The 17,066-nt window shown below is 72.6% G+C and carries 16 protein-coding genes; 10 read left to right on the plus strand and 6 right to left on the minus strand.

Going from position 1 to position 17,066, the window contains the following annotated elements:
* Positions 1 to 56: 56 nt before the first annotated feature.
* Positions 57 to 1,304, minus strand: coding sequence for a transcriptional regulator (locus tag ACIGXJ_RS35295; RefSeq protein WP_399654413.1), 1,248 nt, complete (start codon positions 1,302 to 1,304; stop codon positions 57 to 59).
* Between the two features lie 224 nt (positions 1,305 to 1,528).
* Between ACIGXJ_RS35295 and ACIGXJ_RS35300 the strand changes: the two genes are divergently transcribed.
* Genes ACIGXJ_RS35300 through ACIGXJ_RS35310 form a run of 3 tightly spaced genes read left to right on the plus strand, consistent with a single transcriptional unit; the run spans position 1,529 to position 4,846 of the window.
* The gene (locus tag ACIGXJ_RS35300) at positions 1,529 to 2,803 is read left to right on the plus strand and encodes an iron-containing alcohol dehydrogenase (RefSeq protein ID WP_399654415.1); all 1,275 of its coding nucleotides are present in this window, start codon (positions 1,529 to 1,531) and stop codon (positions 2,801 to 2,803) included.
* 10 nt (positions 2,804 to 2,813) lie between these two features.
* Positions 2,814 to 4,184 (plus strand): sensor histidine kinase, encoded by a 1,371-nt coding sequence (locus ACIGXJ_RS35305; RefSeq protein WP_399654417.1) that lies wholly within the window; start codon positions 2,814 to 2,816, stop codon positions 4,182 to 4,184.
* On the plus strand, positions 4,181 to 4,846 hold the full coding sequence (locus ACIGXJ_RS35310) for a response regulator (RefSeq protein ID WP_399654420.1): 666 nt from the start codon (positions 4,181 to 4,183) through the stop codon (positions 4,844 to 4,846). The genes ACIGXJ_RS35305 and ACIGXJ_RS35310 overlap by 4 nt, the downstream gene beginning before the upstream one ends.
* 54 nt (positions 4,847 to 4,900) lie before the next feature.
* Here ACIGXJ_RS35310 and ACIGXJ_RS35315 read toward each other — a convergent pair whose 3' ends face one another.
* The 5 genes from ACIGXJ_RS35315 to mdo form a co-directional block, all read right to left on the minus strand.
* Positions 4,901 to 5,554 carry a GPR1/FUN34/YaaH family transporter gene (locus ACIGXJ_RS35315; protein ID WP_399654423.1) on the minus strand — a complete coding sequence of 218 codons (654 nt, stop codon included), beginning with the start codon at positions 5,552 to 5,554 and terminating at the stop codon, positions 4,901 to 4,903.
* 77 nt (positions 5,555 to 5,631) lie between these two features.
* Entirely contained in the window at positions 5,632 to 6,558 is a 927-nt protein-coding gene (mftM, locus tag ACIGXJ_RS35320) for a mycofactocin oligosaccharide methyltransferase MftM (protein WP_399654426.1), read from the minus strand.
* Between the two features lie 28 nt (positions 6,559 to 6,586).
* On the minus strand, positions 6,587 to 8,110 hold the full coding sequence (locus ACIGXJ_RS35325; RefSeq protein WP_399654429.1) for a VWA domain-containing protein: 1,524 nt from the start codon (positions 8,108 to 8,110) through the stop codon (positions 6,587 to 6,589).
* Between the two features lie 25 nt (positions 8,111 to 8,135).
* On the minus strand, positions 8,136 to 9,299 hold the full coding sequence (locus tag ACIGXJ_RS35330; protein ID WP_399654433.1) for an AAA family ATPase: 1,164 nt from the start codon (positions 9,297 to 9,299) through the stop codon (positions 8,136 to 8,138).
* Between the two features lie 77 nt (positions 9,300 to 9,376).
* The gene (gene mdo, locus ACIGXJ_RS35335; protein ID WP_399654435.1) at positions 9,377 to 10,669 is read right to left on the minus strand and encodes an NDMA-dependent methanol dehydrogenase; all 1,293 of its coding nucleotides are present in this window, start codon (positions 10,667 to 10,669) and stop codon (positions 9,377 to 9,379) included.
* A gap of 375 nt (positions 10,670 to 11,044) precedes the next feature.
* On the opposite strand from mdo, the gene mftA reads away from it, so the two are divergent.
* From mftA to mftF, 7 genes are read left to right on the plus strand one after another with little or no spacing between them, the layout of a single operon-like run.
* Positions 11,045 to 11,158 carry a mycofactocin precursor MftA gene (gene mftA / locus ACIGXJ_RS35340; protein ID WP_399654438.1) on the plus strand — a complete coding sequence of 38 codons (114 nt, stop codon included), beginning with the start codon at positions 11,045 to 11,047 and terminating at the stop codon, positions 11,156 to 11,158.
* Between the two features lie 9 nt (positions 11,159 to 11,167).
* Positions 11,168 to 11,482 (plus strand): mycofactocin biosynthesis chaperone MftB, encoded by a 315-nt coding sequence (gene mftB, locus ACIGXJ_RS35345; protein WP_399654441.1) that lies wholly within the window; start codon positions 11,168 to 11,170, stop codon positions 11,480 to 11,482.
* A complete protein-coding gene (mftC, locus tag ACIGXJ_RS35350) occupies positions 11,479 to 12,714 on the plus strand; it encodes a mycofactocin radical SAM maturase (protein ID WP_399654444.1) in 1,236 nt (411 codons plus the stop codon). The genes mftB and mftC overlap by 4 nt, the downstream gene beginning before the upstream one ends.
* Entirely contained in the window at positions 12,711 to 13,883 is a 1,173-nt protein-coding gene (mftD, locus tag ACIGXJ_RS35355) for a pre-mycofactocin synthase MftD (RefSeq protein ID WP_399654447.1), read from the plus strand. The genes mftC and mftD overlap by 4 nt, the downstream gene beginning before the upstream one ends.
* Before the next feature lies 1 nt (position 13,884).
* Positions 13,885 to 14,730: a mycofactocin biosynthesis peptidyl-dipeptidase MftE gene (gene mftE / locus ACIGXJ_RS35360; protein WP_399654449.1), complete on the plus strand. Its 846-nt coding sequence runs from the start codon at positions 13,885 to 13,887 to the stop codon at positions 14,728 to 14,730.
* A complete protein-coding gene (locus ACIGXJ_RS35365) occupies positions 14,727 to 15,512 on the plus strand; it encodes a mycofactocin-coupled SDR family oxidoreductase (RefSeq protein WP_399654452.1) in 786 nt (261 codons plus the stop codon). Before mftE ends, ACIGXJ_RS35365 begins: the two co-directional genes overlap by 4 nt.
* On the plus strand, positions 15,509 to 17,005 hold the full coding sequence (gene mftF / locus ACIGXJ_RS35370; RefSeq protein WP_399654454.1) for a mycofactocin biosynthesis glycosyltransferase MftF: 1,497 nt from the start codon (positions 15,509 to 15,511) through the stop codon (positions 17,003 to 17,005). Before ACIGXJ_RS35365 ends, mftF begins: the two co-directional genes overlap by 4 nt.
* The last annotated feature ends 61 nt before the right edge of the window (positions 17,006 to 17,066 follow it).

The raw sequence follows: 17,066 nt of genomic DNA on the forward strand, positions 1-17,066 counted from the left end.
CGCACTGTGCGACCACCAGGTTGGCGCGAGGTTGGTGCCGCCCGCGGGTCCGGAGGTCAGTCCCGCAGGGCCGTGGCGAGCCGGCCGGCCGCCAGGGCGCGGCGCGGGTCCCGGGCGTCGAGCAGGCGCAGCGCGTGCTCGTGGACCTCGGTGTCGTACGGGGCCCGCTCGCCGTAGCGCAGCGCGTGTTCGGGGCTGTCGCTCGCCATGACGGCCTCACGCACGGACACTTCGAGGTGGGTGCGCCACTCCTCGATGCCCGGCGCCTCGGAGCGGGGCAGCAGCGGGCCGCGGTACAGGCGCAGCGCGGTCTCGGTGTCGCCCTGTGCCAGGGCGCGCAGCACTTCGGCCGCGTCGCAGGAGACGGGGACGGTGAGCGCGTAGCGGCGGGTGGCGATGCCGCCGTCCAGGGCCCGGCGAAGATGGGAGATCTCCGCCTTGAACGTGGACGCGGTGACGGCCCGGTCGCCGTAGAGGGCCTCACGGAGCCGTTCGGGCGAGAAGCCGTCCGGCTCCAGAGCGAGCAGGGTGAGGATCTCCACCTGGCGAGGCCGCAGGGCTAGCGGGACGCCGTCACGCCGCGCCTGTTCGCTGCCGAGGCAGGTGAGGCTCACGGGGCCGGTGTGCTCGGGGTGGGGCCGGGCCTGGCGCGGCAGCTCGGTGCGCAGCCGGGACTCGATGGTGGCGACGAGCGTGCGCACGGTGGCCATGGCCAGGGGGTTGGAGCGGTCCCAGGTGGTCGACATGTCCAGCACGCCGAGGATCCGCCCGTCCGGGCCGTGCACGGGCGCGCAGTAACAGACCCAGCCGTGCAGGGCGGTGACCAGGTGCTCGGCGGAGAACACGGAGGCGGGGCGGCCGGTGCGCAGGGCGAGGGACAGGGCGTTGGTGCCCATGGCCTGCTCGTCCCAGCGACCGCCGGGCGCGAAGTTGACGCGCTCGGCCCGGCGGCGCATGGTCGGCCCGCCGCAGGTCCACAGGATGGTGCCGGACGCGTCGGTGACGGCGGTGACGAACCCGGCGTCCTCCGCGATGCCGCGCAGCTCGCCGGCGAGGCCGTCGACCGGCCGGCGCAGCGGCGAGCCGTCCCAGCGGTGGTGCACCGCTCCACCGTCGCTGACCGGCGCGCTGTCGCGGGCCGGGTCCACACTGCTGAGCGAGCGCATCCAGGACTCGGTCACGTCGTTGCGCAACGCCTCGACACCGACCGGCTTCGATCCGGCGGCTTTCATCCGCGGCACCCAGCGGGACCACTCGCTCTCCAGCCTGACCCTGCGCCGCCGCAGGTCACTGCGCTGTGACATGTGCTTTTCCCTGCCGTAGTACGGGAACAACCGACTATTGTCCGCTGTGACCGCGCCGGCGCACCTGTCCGGCCGGTCCGTCGACCCTGTCCGATCGGACAGGTGCCGCAGGCCGCAGTGCGCGCCTAGCGTGGTCTTGAGTCAGACGCCAGTGTTATCAGCCACCCCGGCGGTAAAATCAAGATTGCGTCTGCGTTGCGGGCTTCACGCCCTTGGGAGGTCGCATGCCGCTCACGTCCGAAGCCATGGTGACGGGCGGGAACGACCCGAGCGCCGACTGGAGCCGCGACGAGTGCCGGTGCGAGCTCCTGGGACCGCAGGAGACGAGCACGGACGCCGTCCGGCAGTCGGCGCGGCTGGCCAAGTTCCATGTCCCCGAGATCGTGTTCGGGCCCGGCTCGCTCGCCGAGCTGGGTCACTGCGCGCTGCGCCTGGGCGGCCGCCGCCCCTTCCTGGTCACCGACCCAGGGCTGATCGCGGCGGGCTGGGCGGACGAGGCGGTGGCCCATCTGAAGCGGGCCGGACTGCGGCCCGTGGTGTGGTCCGACGTGACCCCCAATCCGAAGGACCACGAGGTACAGGCCGGGTTCGAGCGGTACACGGAGAGCGGCTGCGACGTGATCGTCGGCGTCGGCGGCGGCTCGGTCGTCGACGCGGCCAAGGGCGTGGCGATCCTGTCGGGCAACGGCGGGCGCATCCTCGACTACGAGGGCGTGGACCAGGTGATCCAGCCGATCCCGCCGACCGTGATGGTGCCCTCCACCTCCGGCACCGGGGCGGACGTCTCTCAGTTCGCGGTGATCACCGACACCACCGCACACATCAAGATCACCATCGTGAGCCGTACGCTCGTGCCCGACATCTCGGTGATCGACCCGCGGCTGCTGACCACCATGCCGGACTGGCTCAACGCGGCCACCGGCCTGGACGCGCTGACGCACGCCATCGAGGCGTTCGTGTCCCGAGCGCACAACCCGCTCACCGACATCCACGCCCTGCACGCGGTCGAGCTGATCACGGCAAACCTGGTGCGCACCCAGATCGACCCCAAGGACTTCGGTGCCCGCCTCGCCATGGCGCAGGCCGCGCTGGAGGCCGGGATGGCCTTCACCAACGCCATCCTGGGCGCGACACACGCCATGAGCCACCAGGTGGGCGGCCTGCTGGACGCGCCGCACGGCGTGGTCAACGGGGTGCTCCTGCCCCATGTCATCCGGTTCAACGCCGAGGCCTGGCCGGATCGTTTCGTCGCGCTGGGCGCGGCGGCCGGTCTGCCGACCGAGGGAGTGCCGCCGCACGAGGTGGCGGCCCGGCTCGCGGACCTGGTGCGGGCGCTCGCGGACGACGTCGGCGTGCCGAAGGGCCTGGCGAGCCTCGGCGTCGCCGAGCGCGATGTGCCGGTGCTGGCCCGTACGACACTGAAGGACGCCTGCATGGCCACCAACCCCCGGATCGTCGGACTGCGGGACGTGGAGACACTGTTCCGCGAAGCGCTGTGAGGCGATCGCGGTGAGCGACCCCGAACGGTCCCCGCAGACCGCCGACCTGGGAGTGCTCACCGGACTGCGGTCCGGCAAGCGCTCGTTCTACCCCGCCTACGTCCGCTCCACCGAGCGGCTGGAGCGCACGGTCGAGGCGCTCGACGGCATCTCCCGCGCCCTGGTGCGCACCGCGGAGGGCCCGCGCGCCCTGGTCGAGACCGTCGTACGGACCGCCGCCGAGCATCTGCGCGCCCGCTGGCTCCTGCTGGCCGTCGCGGACGGGGCCCTGCGGGCCGCCAGGCCCCGGTTCCTGCTGTACACGGACGACGTGTTCATCGACGACGAGACCCGGATACCCGCCGAGGCCCGGCAGCATCTGCAGCTGCTGCGCACCCGTCCCTGGGAGGCGCAGGGGGCCGGCCAGGGCCGCGACTGGGTGCGCGCGCCGATGACCCTCGACGACGAACCGGTCGGCGGGATCGCCGCCCAGCCGGGCGCCGGGGTGGAGGTCGCCGACACCGACCTGGCCATCCTGCGGGTGCTCGCCAACCAGGCGGCCGTCGCGCTGCACCACACCTTCCTGTTCCACGCTGCGACCACCCTGCGCGGCCGGGCCGACGAACTGTCCGAGGCCGCCGAGCAGCAGGCCCGCGACCTCGCCGCGCGCAGCGCCGAACTCGCCGCGACCCAGGCACGGCTGCTGGACGCCATGCAGCGCCAGGCACTCGACGACGAGCGGCGCCGCATCGCGCGCGAACTGCACGACAGCGTCTCGCAGTACGTGCTCAGCGCCGGCATGACCGTCGAGGTGTGCCGGGCCGAGCTGGCGGCCCTGGGCGGGCAGGCCGCGGAGATCGCCGACCGGCTGGCCGGCGCCAAGGACCTCAACCGGCAGGCCGTGGAGCGGCTGCGCGCCGCGATCTACGCCCTCAACCGGACCTCCCAGGAGCCCGTCGGGCCGCTGCCGGTGATGCTGGAGCGGCTGTCCACGGTGCACCTGCCGACGGACCTGGACGTACGGGTGCAGGTGGCGGGCCGGCCGGTGCCGCTGCGGCCCGAGGCCGAGCAGTCCATCCTACGGCTGACCGGCGAGGCCCTGTTCAACTCCGCGACCCACGGCAAGGCAGGCCGGGCCCTGGTCCGGCTGCGCTATCTGCCCGACGCGATCGCGCTGACCGTCTCCGACGACGGCGGCGGCGATCCGGCCCAGCTGCGGCGTGCCCTGCGCCTGTCCAGGGCCACCGACCTGGCCGGCCGCCACCGCGGTCTGGCGAACATGGTCGCCCGGGCGGAGGAACTCGGCGGCCGACTGTCCATCCGCCGGTCGGGGATGGGAGGCGTCCTGCTGCGGGTCGACGTCCCGCTGCCGGTGAAGCGTGCTCAGGAGGCGGCGGAATGACCACCGAACAGCGGGCGAAGGCGCCCACCGAGGCGCTGCGGATCGTGCTGGTCGACGACCACGCGATCGTCCGGCACGGGCTGCGGTCCATCCTGGAACGCGAGAGCGACCTGGAGGTGGTCGGCGAGGCCAGCACGGCTGCCGAGGCCGCCGCCGTCGTCGAGCGGACCCGTCCTGCGATCGTGCTTCTCGACCTGAAACTGTCCACCGCGGCCGACACCGAAGGCCTCGACCTCTGCGCCCGGCTGACACAGCGTCACCCGGACCTGGCGGTGCTGGTCCTCACCACGTTCCTCGACGACTCGCTGGTGGTGCGAGCCATCCACCACGGGGCGCGCGGATATGTCGTCAAGGACGTCGACACCACGGAACTGCTGCGCTCCATCCGTGCCGTGGCCCGCAACGAGAGTGCCTTCGACTCGCACGCGGCCGCCGCGATGGTGCGCTCCATGCGGGTGCAGCCGGACCGTCCGCGGTTCACCGAACGCGAACTGAAGGTCCTGCAGTTGCTCGCCCATGGGCTCAGCAACCGGGAGATCGGAGCGGAGTTGTACATCTCCGAGACGACGGTGAAGTTCCATGTCCGCAACATCATGCGCAAGACGGACGCGGGCAGCCGGGCCGAAGTGGTCTACGAGGCGACCAAGCTGGGTGTGATCTGACGCGAAGGAACCGGGAGCCGCTGGTCGGCGGCTTCCGGCTCCTTCCCTCGGGTGTCAGATCACGGCCGGGCGGCCGAGCGGCAGCCCGCGCCCTCCGGTGGCCAGCGACGTCACATGCAGGAAGAGGTAGACCCCGACCGCGGCGAAGGCGAAGACGGTGCAGCCCGCTGCCGTCTGCAGGGCGCTGGAGCCGTTCAGGGTGGAGAACAGCACCAGTGCCAGGGCCAGGTCGATCAGCGTGAACAGTACGGTGAAGGCGGCCGGCAGCCGCAGCGTGCTCACGGTCAGCAGTACGACGGTGGCCAGCCATGAGATCAGGAACAGGGCCTGGCTCCGGACCGCGGTGTCCGCCGTGATGCCGAACCAGCCGTGGAGGAGCCCGAGCACCAGCACGGCGTAACTGAGCCAGAACCCGGTGAAAACGCCGAAGATCGCCGCGACGGCACTCTGCCCGAGCGCGGCCGCCCAGACCGCGGCGATGAGCTGGCCGAGCGCCGTGGCCGCGAGGATGATCGCGAGTGGTGCTCCGGCGGTGCCGGCCGGGACGTAGCCGACCAGGGTGAGGCCGAGCGCGATCGAACCCACGATGAACGTGGGCACGCCGATCAGTGCCGGATCCCCGTCGAGCGGGCCTGGGGTGGCCGGTGGCCGGGAGGTCGCGTGGGCCGCGGGGGCATTGCCCACCGCGTCCGTTTCCGAGAGGGACATGAACGCTCCTTTGCGTTGCCGTGTTTCTTCTTCGGGCGGCGCAGTATCGGGCGGCGCAGTATTGGGGGCGGCCGGTGTCAGCCGGGGTCGACGACCAGCCAGCCGCCGTGGAAGGTGCCGACCTGGAAGCGGTGGCCCGTACGGCGGCCCATGGCGGCGAGCTGCTCCTCGCTGAAGCACCGCACGTGCCCGTACGCGGCGGTCGGCTCGTCCTCGTACGGCACGGCCACCACCACGCGCCGCCGGGCCAGCCGCAGCGCCTCCTTGAGGACGGCGTCGCCGTGTTCGGGATCGAGGTGCTCCAACACATGGACGACGGTGACGGTGTCCACGGAGGCGTCCGGCAGCGGCACCTGGGCGGCGTCGCAGACCAGGACGTCCAGCATCAGGCCCCGGGCGCCGGCCACGGTGCCGAGCAGGCGCATGGTGCCCCGCGAGAGGTCGGAGGCGATCACCGACTGCCCGTGGCGCTCGGCGAGCAGCAGCGGCAGGAAGCCGAAGCAGGAGCCCAGGTCCAGCACGGAGCCTGGCCCGACGAGGTCCAGCGTGCGCCGGTACACCGGGGCGAACCCGGCGATGGAGGAGTGCACGGCCGGCTCCGGCGTCCGCCAGTACTGTCCGATGCGGGTCAGCGTGTTGTCGTAGAACGTGGTCCAGGCGGGCAGCGGGCCGTCCACGCAGGAGCGGACCACCCCGGTGAAGACCCTTTCGAAGATGTCGCTGCCGGACAGCCAGCCGGGCGCGAAGAGTTCCTCGGCGAGCAGTCCGGCCAGGTCGTTGTCCAGCTGCTCGGGACGCAGGCGGTGGCCCAGCTCGACGCGGCGGCCGCGGCGGTGCAGGGTGAAGTGCTGGGTGCGGACGATGGGTTGCGACGGCCCGCCCCCGGCGGCGCGGTCGTGGCGGACGACCCGGACCAGGTGGTCCGCGTACAGGCCGGACGCGTTCGGCGCCAGCGGGTCGATGCGGCGCGCGGCGATCGCGCTGCGCAGGCTCGGGACACTCACGACGGCTCCCCCGGACGGTGTGCGGTGTTCATCGGCCCGAGGACTGCGCCGCCATGCGGTGGGCGGTGCGGTCCAGGCCGGCGAGGTCGGCGACCACCTGCACGCGGTCGCAGTACTCGGCGTAGGAGGGCAGGTCGCAGCTGCCCAGGCCCCAGGAGTAGCGGGGTTCCGGGGTCAGCCAGACCGTCCGGCGCACCCGGCGGGTGATCTCCGCGAACGTCTCGGTGCGTGGCGGGTTGCCGTTGCCGCGCCCGTCGCCCAGCACCAGCAGGGTGGTGCGGCGGCACAGCGCCGGGGTGTGTTCGGCGAGCAGCGTCTCGAAGGTCCTGCCGTAGTCGGAGGTGGCGTCCACGTCCAGCAGTCCGCCGGCCGGCAGCCCGTCGAAGACCAGCCCGAGCGCCCGCTCCAGCGGATGCTCCGCGAACAGCTCGGTGATCTCGGTGGGTTCGTCGACGAAGGCATAACTGCGGACCTGCCCGAACAGGGACTGCAGTCCGTGCACCAGGTGCAGGGTGAAGCGGGCGGTGGCCCGCACGGACAGTGAGACATCGGCCAGGACCACCAGGCGGGGCCGGTCCTCGGCGCGGGTGACCGTGACGGGCCGGAACGGTACGCCGTCGTAGCGCATGTTGCGGCGCATGGTCCGGCCCGGATGGACCCGGCCGTTCGGTGTGGCGCGTTTACGGCTGGTCAGGGCGCCGTCCAGGCTGCGGCCCACCCGGCGCAGCGCTTCCTCCAGTTGGGTCCGCTCGTGTTCGTCGACCGCTTCGAGCCGGGCGCGTTCGGCGATCCGGGTGGACTCGACGGCGACCGACTGCAGTGCGGCAAGCCGGTCGAGATGGCGCTTGAGCAGTTCGGGCAGGTTGTCGATGAGACCCTTCAACCGCCGTCGCAGTACAGCCGATTCATCGCGGTCGGGGTCGTCGTCCTGGCCGGCGAGCCAGCCGAGCAGGGCGTCGTGCTGGGCGACGGTCAGGGTGGTGTCGATCGGCTGCCCGGACGTGGCGGCGAGCCGGCCAGGGATCCCGGCGCCGTGCAGCCGTTCGGTCTCCAGCTGGACGGACGGCATGTCGTCGCGGCCGCCGGCGGCGCCGTCCTTCGACAGCACGATCTCGTCCGTCATCGAGGCCAGGTCGATCTTGTTGGCCTCCTGGTGCAGGTTGTACTGCTGGGCCAGGTCCTGTTGGTCGAAGTAGTCGCGGATGTCGGACGGTCTGCCATGGCTGTGGCCCTGCTGCGGGGTCTCGGAGGGCTCGTCGGAGACGGTGAACGACTCCAGCTCGCCGGTGTCGCTCAGGTCGTCGTGCTCGTGGCTGTGCCCGTGCCCGTCGGTGTCGGGGGACACCGGGTGCAGGGAGAAGAACGCGGTGAACAGGTCGTCGAACAGCGCGTGGTCGCGGCGGTCCTTCACCAGTGTCATGCGCAGGGCCTCGCGCAGGGTCTCGCGTTCGCCGAGCACGCCGGGCTGGGCCGCGCCGCGCATGGCGTCCATCGCCTCCGCCACGGAGACCCGCAGGCCGAACAGCCGCAGCAGGCGGACGAATCGGTGCACGCCGGCTTCCATGCACGCCTCCCGATCAGTCGGTGCGGCGCCGCGCGATGGCGGCGAACGAGCGGGCGCCCTGCCCGGTACCGGATGTGGTGTGGTGCGTCGGACCCGCTCCCGGAGCGCCGTAGTAGCCCTCGTCGTGACGGCCCTGCCGGTCCATGGCGGCCCGCACCGAGCGCCCGTCGGGCTCCTCGTGCCCCGTGTGCCCGGGTCCGTGATGGTGAGGGTGATGGTGATGGCCGGGTTCCGGCAGCGTGCGGTTGGGGTCGACCAGGCGTGGCAGGACGTCCAGCGCCCTGTGCAGGTCACGCTCGTACTTCAGGACCACGTTGGCGGTGTCGGCGAGGACCGCGGGGTCGAGTTCGTCGACGCCCAGCACGGCGAGGGTGCGGGCCCAGTCGACGGTCTCGGAGATGCTGGGGCGCTTGCGCAGCGGCAGCTCGCGCAGGCCCCGCACCACGTCCACCAGTTGGCGTGCGGTGGCCTCGGGCAGGCCGGTGTCCTTGGCCCGGACGATCTCCAGCTCACGCCCGGCATCGGGATAGTCGAGGAAGAGATGCAGGCACCGGCGCTTCAACGCCGCCGACAGGTCACGGGTGTTGTTGGAGGTCAGGACGACGTACGGCGCGATCTTCGCGGTGTACGTGCCGATCTCCGGCACCGACACCTGGTACTCGGCAAGGCACTCCAGCAGCACGGCCTCCAGCGCCTCGTCGGCCCGGTCGACCTCGTCGATCAGCAGCACGGCCGGCTGCTCGCCGCGCACGGCGTCCAGCAGCGGGCGGGGCGCGAGGAACCGGTCGGAGAAGAACACGCTGTCCTGCTGTTCGATCCGGTGGACGGCGGTGGCGAGGTCGGGGGCGTCGGCGGTGAGGTCGCCGATCTTCTCCCGCAGCATCTGGGTGTACAGCAGCTGCTTGCCGTAGTCCCACTCGTACAGGGCGCGGCTCTCGTCCTGGCCCTCGTAGCACTGCAGGCGCAGCAGTCGGCGGCCGGTGGCGGCGGCGAGCTTCTTGGCGAGCTCGGTCTTGCCGACGCCGGCCGGGCCCTCCAGGAGCAGCGGCTTGTCGAGGCGGGTCTGCAGGTAGACGGTGGTGGCGAGCCGTCGGTCGGCGATGTAGCCGTGGGCGGCGAACCGCTCGGTGACCTCGTCGACCGAGGCGAAAGCGGGGTTCTCGGGTGTGGCAAGCACGGTTTCTCCGTCCGGTGGGGCGGGAGCGGGGGGTGACCTCCCACAGTGCGAACCCCCCCGCTCCCGGTTCGTGGTGCTCAGCCGAGCAGGTCGTCCAGATCGCCGGTCATGCAGTGCTCGACGACGGGGCGGACGGTGTCGAAGGTGCACTCCTTGGCGTTGCCCGGGGTGCAGGCGTCACCGAGGACGTGGTGCGTGACGCGGTCGACGTCCTCGGCGTCGCCCTTGATGACCTTGGCCTGCTCGTAGAACTTCGTCGGGCCCTGGCCGAGGCGGTTCTTGGAGTAGGTGTCCTGCTGGACGTCGGTGAACTTCTCCGGGATGCCGACGTCGCGCAGCAGCCGGATGCCCGCGGCGAGGGCGGCCTCGGCGGCCTGCACCTTGGTCATGCCGTGCGTGTCGACGCCCATCGCCTCGGCGATGTCCGCGAACCGCTCGTAGTGGGCCGGCATGTTGAACGCCCACACACGGGGCAGCGCGATGGCGTTGTTCAGGCCGTGGTGGGTGTCGTAGAACGCGCTGACCGCGTGCGAGATGGAGTGGATGATTCCCAGGCCACCGGAGTTGAAGGCCTGCGCCGCGATGTACTGGGCGTACATCATGCCCTCGCGGCCGGCCAGGTCCTGGCCGTTCCACACGGCCTGGCGCAGATGGCGCGCGGTGAGCCGGATCGCGTGCAGCGCGTTGCCCAGCGAGGGCTGGAAGTTCAGCCGTGAGACGTACGGCTCGGAGGCGTGCGCGAGGACGTCGAAGCCGCACTGGGCGGTGTAGTCCAGCGGGCAGTCGTAGTACAGCGTCGGGTCGTCGATGGCGAGGGTGGCCACCGAGGCGTCGTCGAACGCGACGTACTTGTGGGGGTTGTCGGGGTCGGTGGTGGTGTCGGTGATGACGTACGCCCAGGACGTCTCCGAACCGGTGCCGGCCGTGGTGGACACGGCGATGTGCGGCGGGTTCTTGGGGTTCTCGGACTTGTTGAAGCCCTCGAAGTCGTTGACGTTGCGGCCGTCGTGGGCGACGGAGACACGGGCGCCCTTGCACGCGTCGTGCGACGAGCCGCCGCCGATCGACACGAACGAGTCGCACTTGTTCTCCTGGTACAGCACCACGGCGTCCATGACGTTGTAGTCCTTGGGGTTCGACTCGACCTTGTCGTACACGACGACCTCAAGGCCGTGATACTTCAGCGACTCGACGATCTTGTGCACGGTGTCGCTGCCGCGCAGACCGGTGGTCATCACCAGCGTGCGGCGGAACCCCAGCTTCTTGGCCTCCGGACCGATCAGCTCATGGGCGCCCGGGCCCATCAGTGCCCGGGGGAAGGGGTGGAACTCCTTGATCGGGAAAGGCTTGAGAAGTTCTTCGACCTGCATGATCGCGACTTTCCTCTCCGCGCAACAGGGCGCGCGTTCTGCGTCGACTGCTCCGTCGCCGGCGGCGCAGGGTCCGGGTGGAGCACGGACGTGCCGGGTGTTCGTGGCGTGACTCACCCTCCGGGAACGCGTCGAGTGGCGACACCGGCCGCTCGGACGGCTGCGGGGCGCGGACGCAGGGGGCGGGACCTGTCCGATCGGAGGGGGGACGCCGAGGGCACCGGCTTCGGCGGGGCGCACCTGTCCGACCGGACAGGGCGAGGGCGGCCGGAAGCAGGGCGAGCACCGCGACGGGCCGCCCGTAGCGTCGAAGGCGGCCGGTCGGCGAATGACGGCACCGGCCTCCCACCCCTTTTCCCTTCAAGGAGTTCCGCCGTGAACGAGGACCAGATCAGAGCCGAGCTGGACACTGTGAACAATGCCGACGACGTCGTCGAGGAGGTCCTCGTCGAAGAGGTCTCCATCGACGGCATGTGCGGCGTCTACTGACCCGCGGCCATGACCATCCCCGCGAACGCCCCGACGGCCGCCGCACTCGACATGGCGAGCGCGTACCGGCTGAACCCCTCCGTCGCGCTGCGCCCCGAGCCGTTCGGTGCGCTCGCCTACCACTTCGGCAACCGCCGGCTGTCCTTCCTGAAGGCACCGGAACTCGTCGAACTGGTTCGGGGACTCGACCGCCACCCCAGCATCGGGCACGCCCTCGCCGGCGTGCCCGACGCCCGGCGGGCCGTCTTCCTGCGCGCGCTGGCCTCCCTGGCCGCCGCCGACATGATCATTCCCCAGCGCAGTGCCACCGGAGCGCCGAGATGACGACCCTGCACGATCCCCCGCCCGCCGAACGCGTGCCCGCCCTCGTCGAGCAGTTCAAGGGCGGCCTGCACGCCCCGATCTGCCTGACCTGGGAGTGGACGTACGCGTGCAACCTGTCCTGCACGCACTGCCTGTCCTCGTCCGGACGGCGCGACCCCCTGGAGCTGTCCACGGACGAGATCAAGTCCGTGATCGACGAACTGCAGCGCATGCAGGTCTTCTACGTCAACGTCGGCGGCGGCGAGCCCACGGTCCGCCCCGACTTCTGGGAGCTGCTGGACTACGCGGTCGCCCACCAGGTGGGCGTGAAGTTCTCCACCAACGGGCTGCGCCTGACCCCCGAACGGGCACGCCGCCTGGCCGCCACCGACTATGTCGACGTCCAGATCTCCCTCGACGGAGCCACCCGAGAGGTCAACGACGCGGTCCGCGGCCGCGGTTCGTACGACATGGCGATCCGGGCCATGGAGAACCTCGCCGACGCGGGCTTCCGCGACTTCAAGATCTCAGTGGTGATGACCCGTCAGAACGTGGAACAGCTCGACGCGTTCGCCGCGATCGCCGACCGGTACGGCGCGCAGCTGCGCATCACCCGGCTCCGCCCGTCCGGACGGGGCGCCGATGTGTGGGACGAGCTGCACCCGACCGCCGAGCAGCAGTACGCCATCTACAACTGGCTGCTGGGCCACGGCGAGCGCGTGCTCACCGGTGACTCCTTCTTCCACCTCAACGCGCTGGGTTCCGACCCGCTGCCCGGCCTGAACCTCTGCGGCGCCGGACGCGTGGTGTGCCTGATCGACCCGGTCGGCGATGTGTACGCCTGTCCGTTCGCCATCCATGACGCGTTCAAGGCGGGCAACGTGCGTACCCCGGGCGGATTCGACCGGGTGTGGCGGGAGTCGGAGCTGTTTGCCGAGCTGCGCAGGCCCGCCACCGGGGGCGCCTGCTCGGGCTGCTCGGCCTACGACAGCTGCCAGGGCGGCTGCATGGCCGCGAAGTTCTTCACCGGGCTGCCGCTGGACGGCCCGGACCCGGAGTGCGTGAAGGGCCATGGTGCCGCCGCGCTGGCGTCCGTGCGGCCGGACGCGCTGCCGCGCCAGGGCAACGACCACTCGCACCGGACCGTGCCCCTCGGCATGCCCGCCGTGCGCACCGCGCGCCCCGACCGCTTCTGCGACGAGAGCCCGCTGGCAGGCGTCGCCGCCCCGCACGACACGAAAGGAACGTCATGAGCAAGTGGTTCGAGACGGTCGCCGAGGCGCAGCGAAGGGCCGGCAGACGACTGCCGAAGTCCGTCTACAGCGCGCTGCTCGCCGGTTCGGAGAAGGGCACGTCCTACGACGACAACACCAAGGCGTTCGCGGAACTGGGTTTCGCGCCGCACGTCGCCGGACTGTCGGCCAAGCGGGACCAGTCGACGACAGTGCTCGGCGAGCAGATCTCCATGCCGGTGATCATCTCCCCGACCGGTGTGCAGGCCGTGCATCCCGACGGCGAGGTGGCGGTGGCCCGCGCGGCGGCCGCCCGCGGGACGGCGATGGGCCTGAGCTCCTTCGCGAGCAAGCCGCTGACGGACGTCGTCGCCGCCAATCCGCAGACGTTCTTCCAGATGTACTGGATGGGCTCCAAGGACGCGATGCTGCGCCGCATGCAGTACGCGTACGAGGCCGGCGCCAAGGCGCTGATCGTCACCCTCGACTGGTCCTTCTCGCACGGCCGCGACTGGGGCAGCCCGAAGATCCCCGAGCGGCTGGACCTCAAGGCGATGGCACGCTTCGCCCCGGAGGCGCTCGCCCGCCCGCGCTGGCTGCTGGACTTCGCCAAGTCCGGGCGTCTGCCCGATCTGACCGCACCCAACCTCGCCGACCCCGGCCAGCACGCGCCCACGTTCTTCGGAGCCTACGGCGAGTGGATGGGAACCCCGCCCCCGTCCTGGGAGGACGTGCGCTGGCTGCGTGAGCGGTGGGACGGGCCGTTCCTGCTCAAGGGCGTGTGCCGGGTGGACGACGCCCTGCGCGCGGTCGACGCCGGCGTCACCGCCATCTCGGTGTCCAACCACGGCGGCAACAACCTCGACAGCACCCCGGCCCCGATCCGCGTGCTGCCGTCCATCGCGGACGCGGTGGGCTCCCAGGTGGAGATCCTCCTCGACAGCGGCATCCGCCGGGGCAGCGACGTGGTCAAGGCCCTGGCGCTGGGCGCACGGGCCGTCATGATCGGCCGCGCCTATCTGTGGGGCCTGGCCGCAGGCGGCCAGACCGGCGTGGAGAACGTGCTGGACATCCTGCGCGGCGGTATCGACTCCGCGCTGCTCGGACTCGGCCGCTCGTCCGTGCAGGAGCTGAGCCGCGACGACGTGGTGATCCCGCCGGGGTTCACCCGGACGCTGGGCACGGCCTGAGATGGCGGCCGGTCCCGTCCCCGCGAAGGGAGCGGAGGGAGCGCGGGTCTCCGCGGCGTCGGAGGGGGCGCGGGTCTCCGCGGTGCCGGGCGGGGCGGGGGGCTCCCCGGCGCCCCGTCTCGCCGACCTCGCCTGGCCCGACCTCACCGACCGCGCCCCGCTGGTGCTGCTGCCCCTCGGCTCGTGCGAACAGCACGGTCCCCACCTGCCGTTGGACACCGACACCACGGTGGCCTGTGTGGTCGCCTCGCGTGCCGCCCAGCGGCTGCACGGCGAGGCCGACGTACTGGTCGCGCCGTGCCAGCCGTACGGGGCCAGCGGCGAGCACGAGGGGTTCCCGGGCACCGTGTCCGTCGGCCATGACGCGCTGCGCCTGCTGGTGACGGAGATCGGCCGCTCGATGCTGCGCTGGGCGGGCCGGCTGCTCGTGGTCAACGGCCACGGCGGCAATCTGGTGAGCCTCGCCGACGCGGTGACCGGGCTGCGGCGCGAGAGCCGGGACGTGGCCTGGTGGCCGTGTCTGCCACCCGGCTCGGACGCCCACGCGGGCCACGCCGAGACCTCGATGATGCTGCGGCTGCGTTCCTCGGCGGTCCGCCGGGAACGGGCCGTCGCCGGACCGACCGATCCGGTCCATCTGCTCATGGACCGCCTGATCGGCGAGTCCGTGCGCGGGGTCAGCCCCTCCGGGGTGCTCGGCGATCCCACCGGCGCCCGGGCGAGCGAGGGCGAACGGCTCCTGGCCGCCATGGCGGACCGCCTCGCCGCCGACATCCGCGCCTGGAAGGTCTCCGGGCGGGGCCGGCTGGGGCTGCCCGAGCGGCAGACCGCGGGGACGGGGCGATGACCGGCCCGAGGGTCGCCGTGGTCACCGGTGCCGCCCGGGGGATAGGGGCGGCGACCGTACGCCGACTGGCCCGAGAAGGCTGGGCGGTGGTCGCAGTGGACCGCTGCGCCGACGACCCCGAGGTTCCCTATCCGCTCGCCGAGCCCGCTCGACTGGACGTCGTCGCCCGGGGGTTCCCGCTGGTCCGTACGGTCCGCGCGGACGTCCGGGACGAGCCCGCGCTGCGCGAGGCCGTCGACCTCGCCGAGCGCGAGTTCGGCGGACTCGACGCCGCCGTCGCCGGGGCCGCCGTCATGCTGGGTGGCGCCCCGCTCTGGGAGCACACCGACGCGCAGTGGCACACCCTGCTCGACGTGGACGTCATGGGCGTCACGCGGCTGGCCCGCGCAGCCGTGCCCGCCCTGCTGCGCCGGCCGCGGCCCCGCAGCGGCCGGTTCGTGGCGCTCGCCTCGGCCGCGGCCCACCGCGGACTGTGGCACCTGGGCGCCTACTGCGCCGCCAAGCACGCCGTGGTCGGCCTGGTCCGCGGCCTCGCCTGCGACCTGCGCGGCACCGGCGTCAACGCCCTCGCCGTGTCACCCGGCTCCACCCGCACGGACATGCTGCGGGCCACGGCCGCCCTCTACGGCCTGCCCGACGTCCACGACCTGGCCGACCGGCAGCTCACCGGTCGCCCACTGGAACCCGAGGAGGTGGCCGCCGTGGTGGCCTGGGCCTGCTCGGCCGACTCCTTCGCCGTCACCGGCTCCGTACTCCACGCGGACGGGGGATTCACCGCATGACACTCCTACGCTCCCTGTCCTCACCGGCCGCACTCGCGTCCCCGGCGGACCTCACCCTGCCCGACGGGTTCACGGTCGAACTCGCCCCCGGCACCCACCGCTCACGGGACGGCCGGCTGATGACCGGCGGCTCGCCGTTGCGGCTGATACGGCTGACCGACGCGGCGGTACGCCGCCTCGGCGACGGCCGGTTCGCCGTGACGGACGCGCCGAGCGCGGCCCTCGCCCGACGCCTCCTGGACGCCGGTGTGGCACACCCGCGCCCCGCACCGGCCCCGGCCTCGGCGCCGGCCGAGCACACCACGGTCGTGATCCCCGTCCGCGACCGCGCCGACCCGCTCGACCGGCTCCTCGGCGCCCTGCGCGGCGATCCGGCGACCGCCGCCCTGCCGGTGCTGGTCGTGGACGACGGCTCCAAGGACCCTGCCGCTCTGGCCGGAGTGGCCAGCCGGCACGGCGCCCGGCTGCTGGTCCACCGGTACAACCGGGGCCCGGCCGCGGCACGCAACACCGGCCTGCGCCACGCCCGTACCGCCTATGTGGCGTTCTGCGACTCCGACGTGGTTCCCGAACCGGGCTGGCTCGCCCCGCTGCTGGCCCAGTTCGCCGACCCGGCGGTGGCGCTCGCCGCGCCCCGGGTGGTCGCGCTGCCGGTGACCGCACCGCGGCTGCTGGACCGGTACGAGGAGGTCCGCTCGCCCCTGGACATGGGGCCGGCGGAAGGGCCCGTGGTGCCCGTGTCGGCGCTGTCCTACGTCCCCAGCGCGACCATCGTGGTGCGCCGGGCGGCCGTCGGCGCCGGATTCGACCCGAGGCTGCGCGTCGGCGAGGACGTCGACCTGTGCATGCGGCTGCACGAGGCGGGCTGGCGGCTGCGCTACGTCCCCTCGGCCCGCGTCGGCCACCGCCACCGCACCGACCTGCCCAGCTGGCTCGCCCAGCGCGTCGGATACGGCACCGGAGCCGCCGCCCTGGCTGTGCGTCACCCCGGCCAGGTGCCGCCGCTCTACGCCGCGCCCTGGTCGCTGGCCGCGTGCGCCCTGCTCCTGCGGGGCAGGCCGCTCCCGGTGGCCGCGGCCACCGTGCTGACCGGGGCGACGGCCCTACGGCTTGCCCGCCGGATGCCCGACGCCGACCACCCGGCCCGCGCGGGCACGCTGCTGTCGCTCGCCGCGCTGCGCGGCACCGCCGAGCAACTGCTGCGCTGCGCCACCCGCCACCACTGGCCGCTCGCGCTCGCCGCGGCGTGCGTGAACCGCCGCGCACGGCAGGTACTGATCGCCGCCGCCGTCGCCGACGGACTGCTCGACCACCGGCGCTCAGGCAGCGCGCTGACGCCCCTGGCGCATGTGGCGCTGCGCCGCCTGGACGACCTCGCCTACGGCTGGGGCGTATGGCAGGGCGCGGCGCGCCACAGAACCACCGCCCCGCTGCGGCCCCGGCTCGCGCTGCGCGTGGTGAGCCGCTGGACCGGCGCACGACCGCAGCCGTAGTGAGCCCGCCCGTCCCGCCAACCTGCCGCCAACCCTGTCCGCCCACAGTGGCCCACGGGGA

The sequence above is a fragment of the Streptomyces sp. NPDC053367 genome, assembly GCF_044545925.1.
Taxonomy (GTDB): Bacteria; Actinomycetota; Actinomycetes; order Streptomycetales; family Streptomycetaceae; genus Streptomyces.

Bases quoted from the DNA above. Each gene is read 5' to 3' on its own strand.
- ACIGXJ_RS35300 (WP_399654415.1), top strand. From the start codon at position 1,529: ATGCCGCTCACGTCCGAAGCCATGGTGACGGGCGGGAACGACCCGAGC.
- mftF (WP_399654454.1), top strand. From the start codon at position 15,509: ATGACACTCCTACGCTCCCTGTCCTCACCGGCCGCACTCGCGTCCCCG.
- mftC (WP_399654444.1), top strand. From the start codon at position 11,479: ATGACGACCCTGCACGATCCCCCGCCCGCCGAACGCGTGCCCGCCCTC.
- ACIGXJ_RS35315 (WP_399654423.1), bottom strand. From the start codon at position 5,554: ATGTCCCTCTCGGAAACGGACGCGGTGGGCAATGCCCCCGCGGCCCAC.
- ACIGXJ_RS35295 (WP_399654413.1), bottom strand. From the start codon at position 1,304: ATGTCACAGCGCAGTGACCTGCGGCGGCGCAGGGTCAGGCTGGAGAGC.
- mftD (WP_399654447.1), top strand. From the start codon at position 12,711: ATGAGCAAGTGGTTCGAGACGGTCGCCGAGGCGCAGCGAAGGGCCGGC.
- ACIGXJ_RS35310 (WP_399654420.1), top strand. From the start codon at position 4,181: ATGACCACCGAACAGCGGGCGAAGGCGCCCACCGAGGCGCTGCGGATC.
- ACIGXJ_RS35365 (WP_399654452.1), top strand. From the start codon at position 14,727: ATGACCGGCCCGAGGGTCGCCGTGGTCACCGGTGCCGCCCGGGGGATA.
- mftE (WP_399654449.1), top strand. From the start codon at position 13,885: ATGGCGGCCGGTCCCGTCCCCGCGAAGGGAGCGGAGGGAGCGCGGGTC.
- mdo (WP_399654435.1), bottom strand. From the start codon at position 10,669: ATGCAGGTCGAAGAACTTCTCAAGCCTTTCCCGATCAAGGAGTTCCAC.
- mftB (WP_399654441.1), top strand. From the start codon at position 11,168: ATGACCATCCCCGCGAACGCCCCGACGGCCGCCGCACTCGACATGGCG.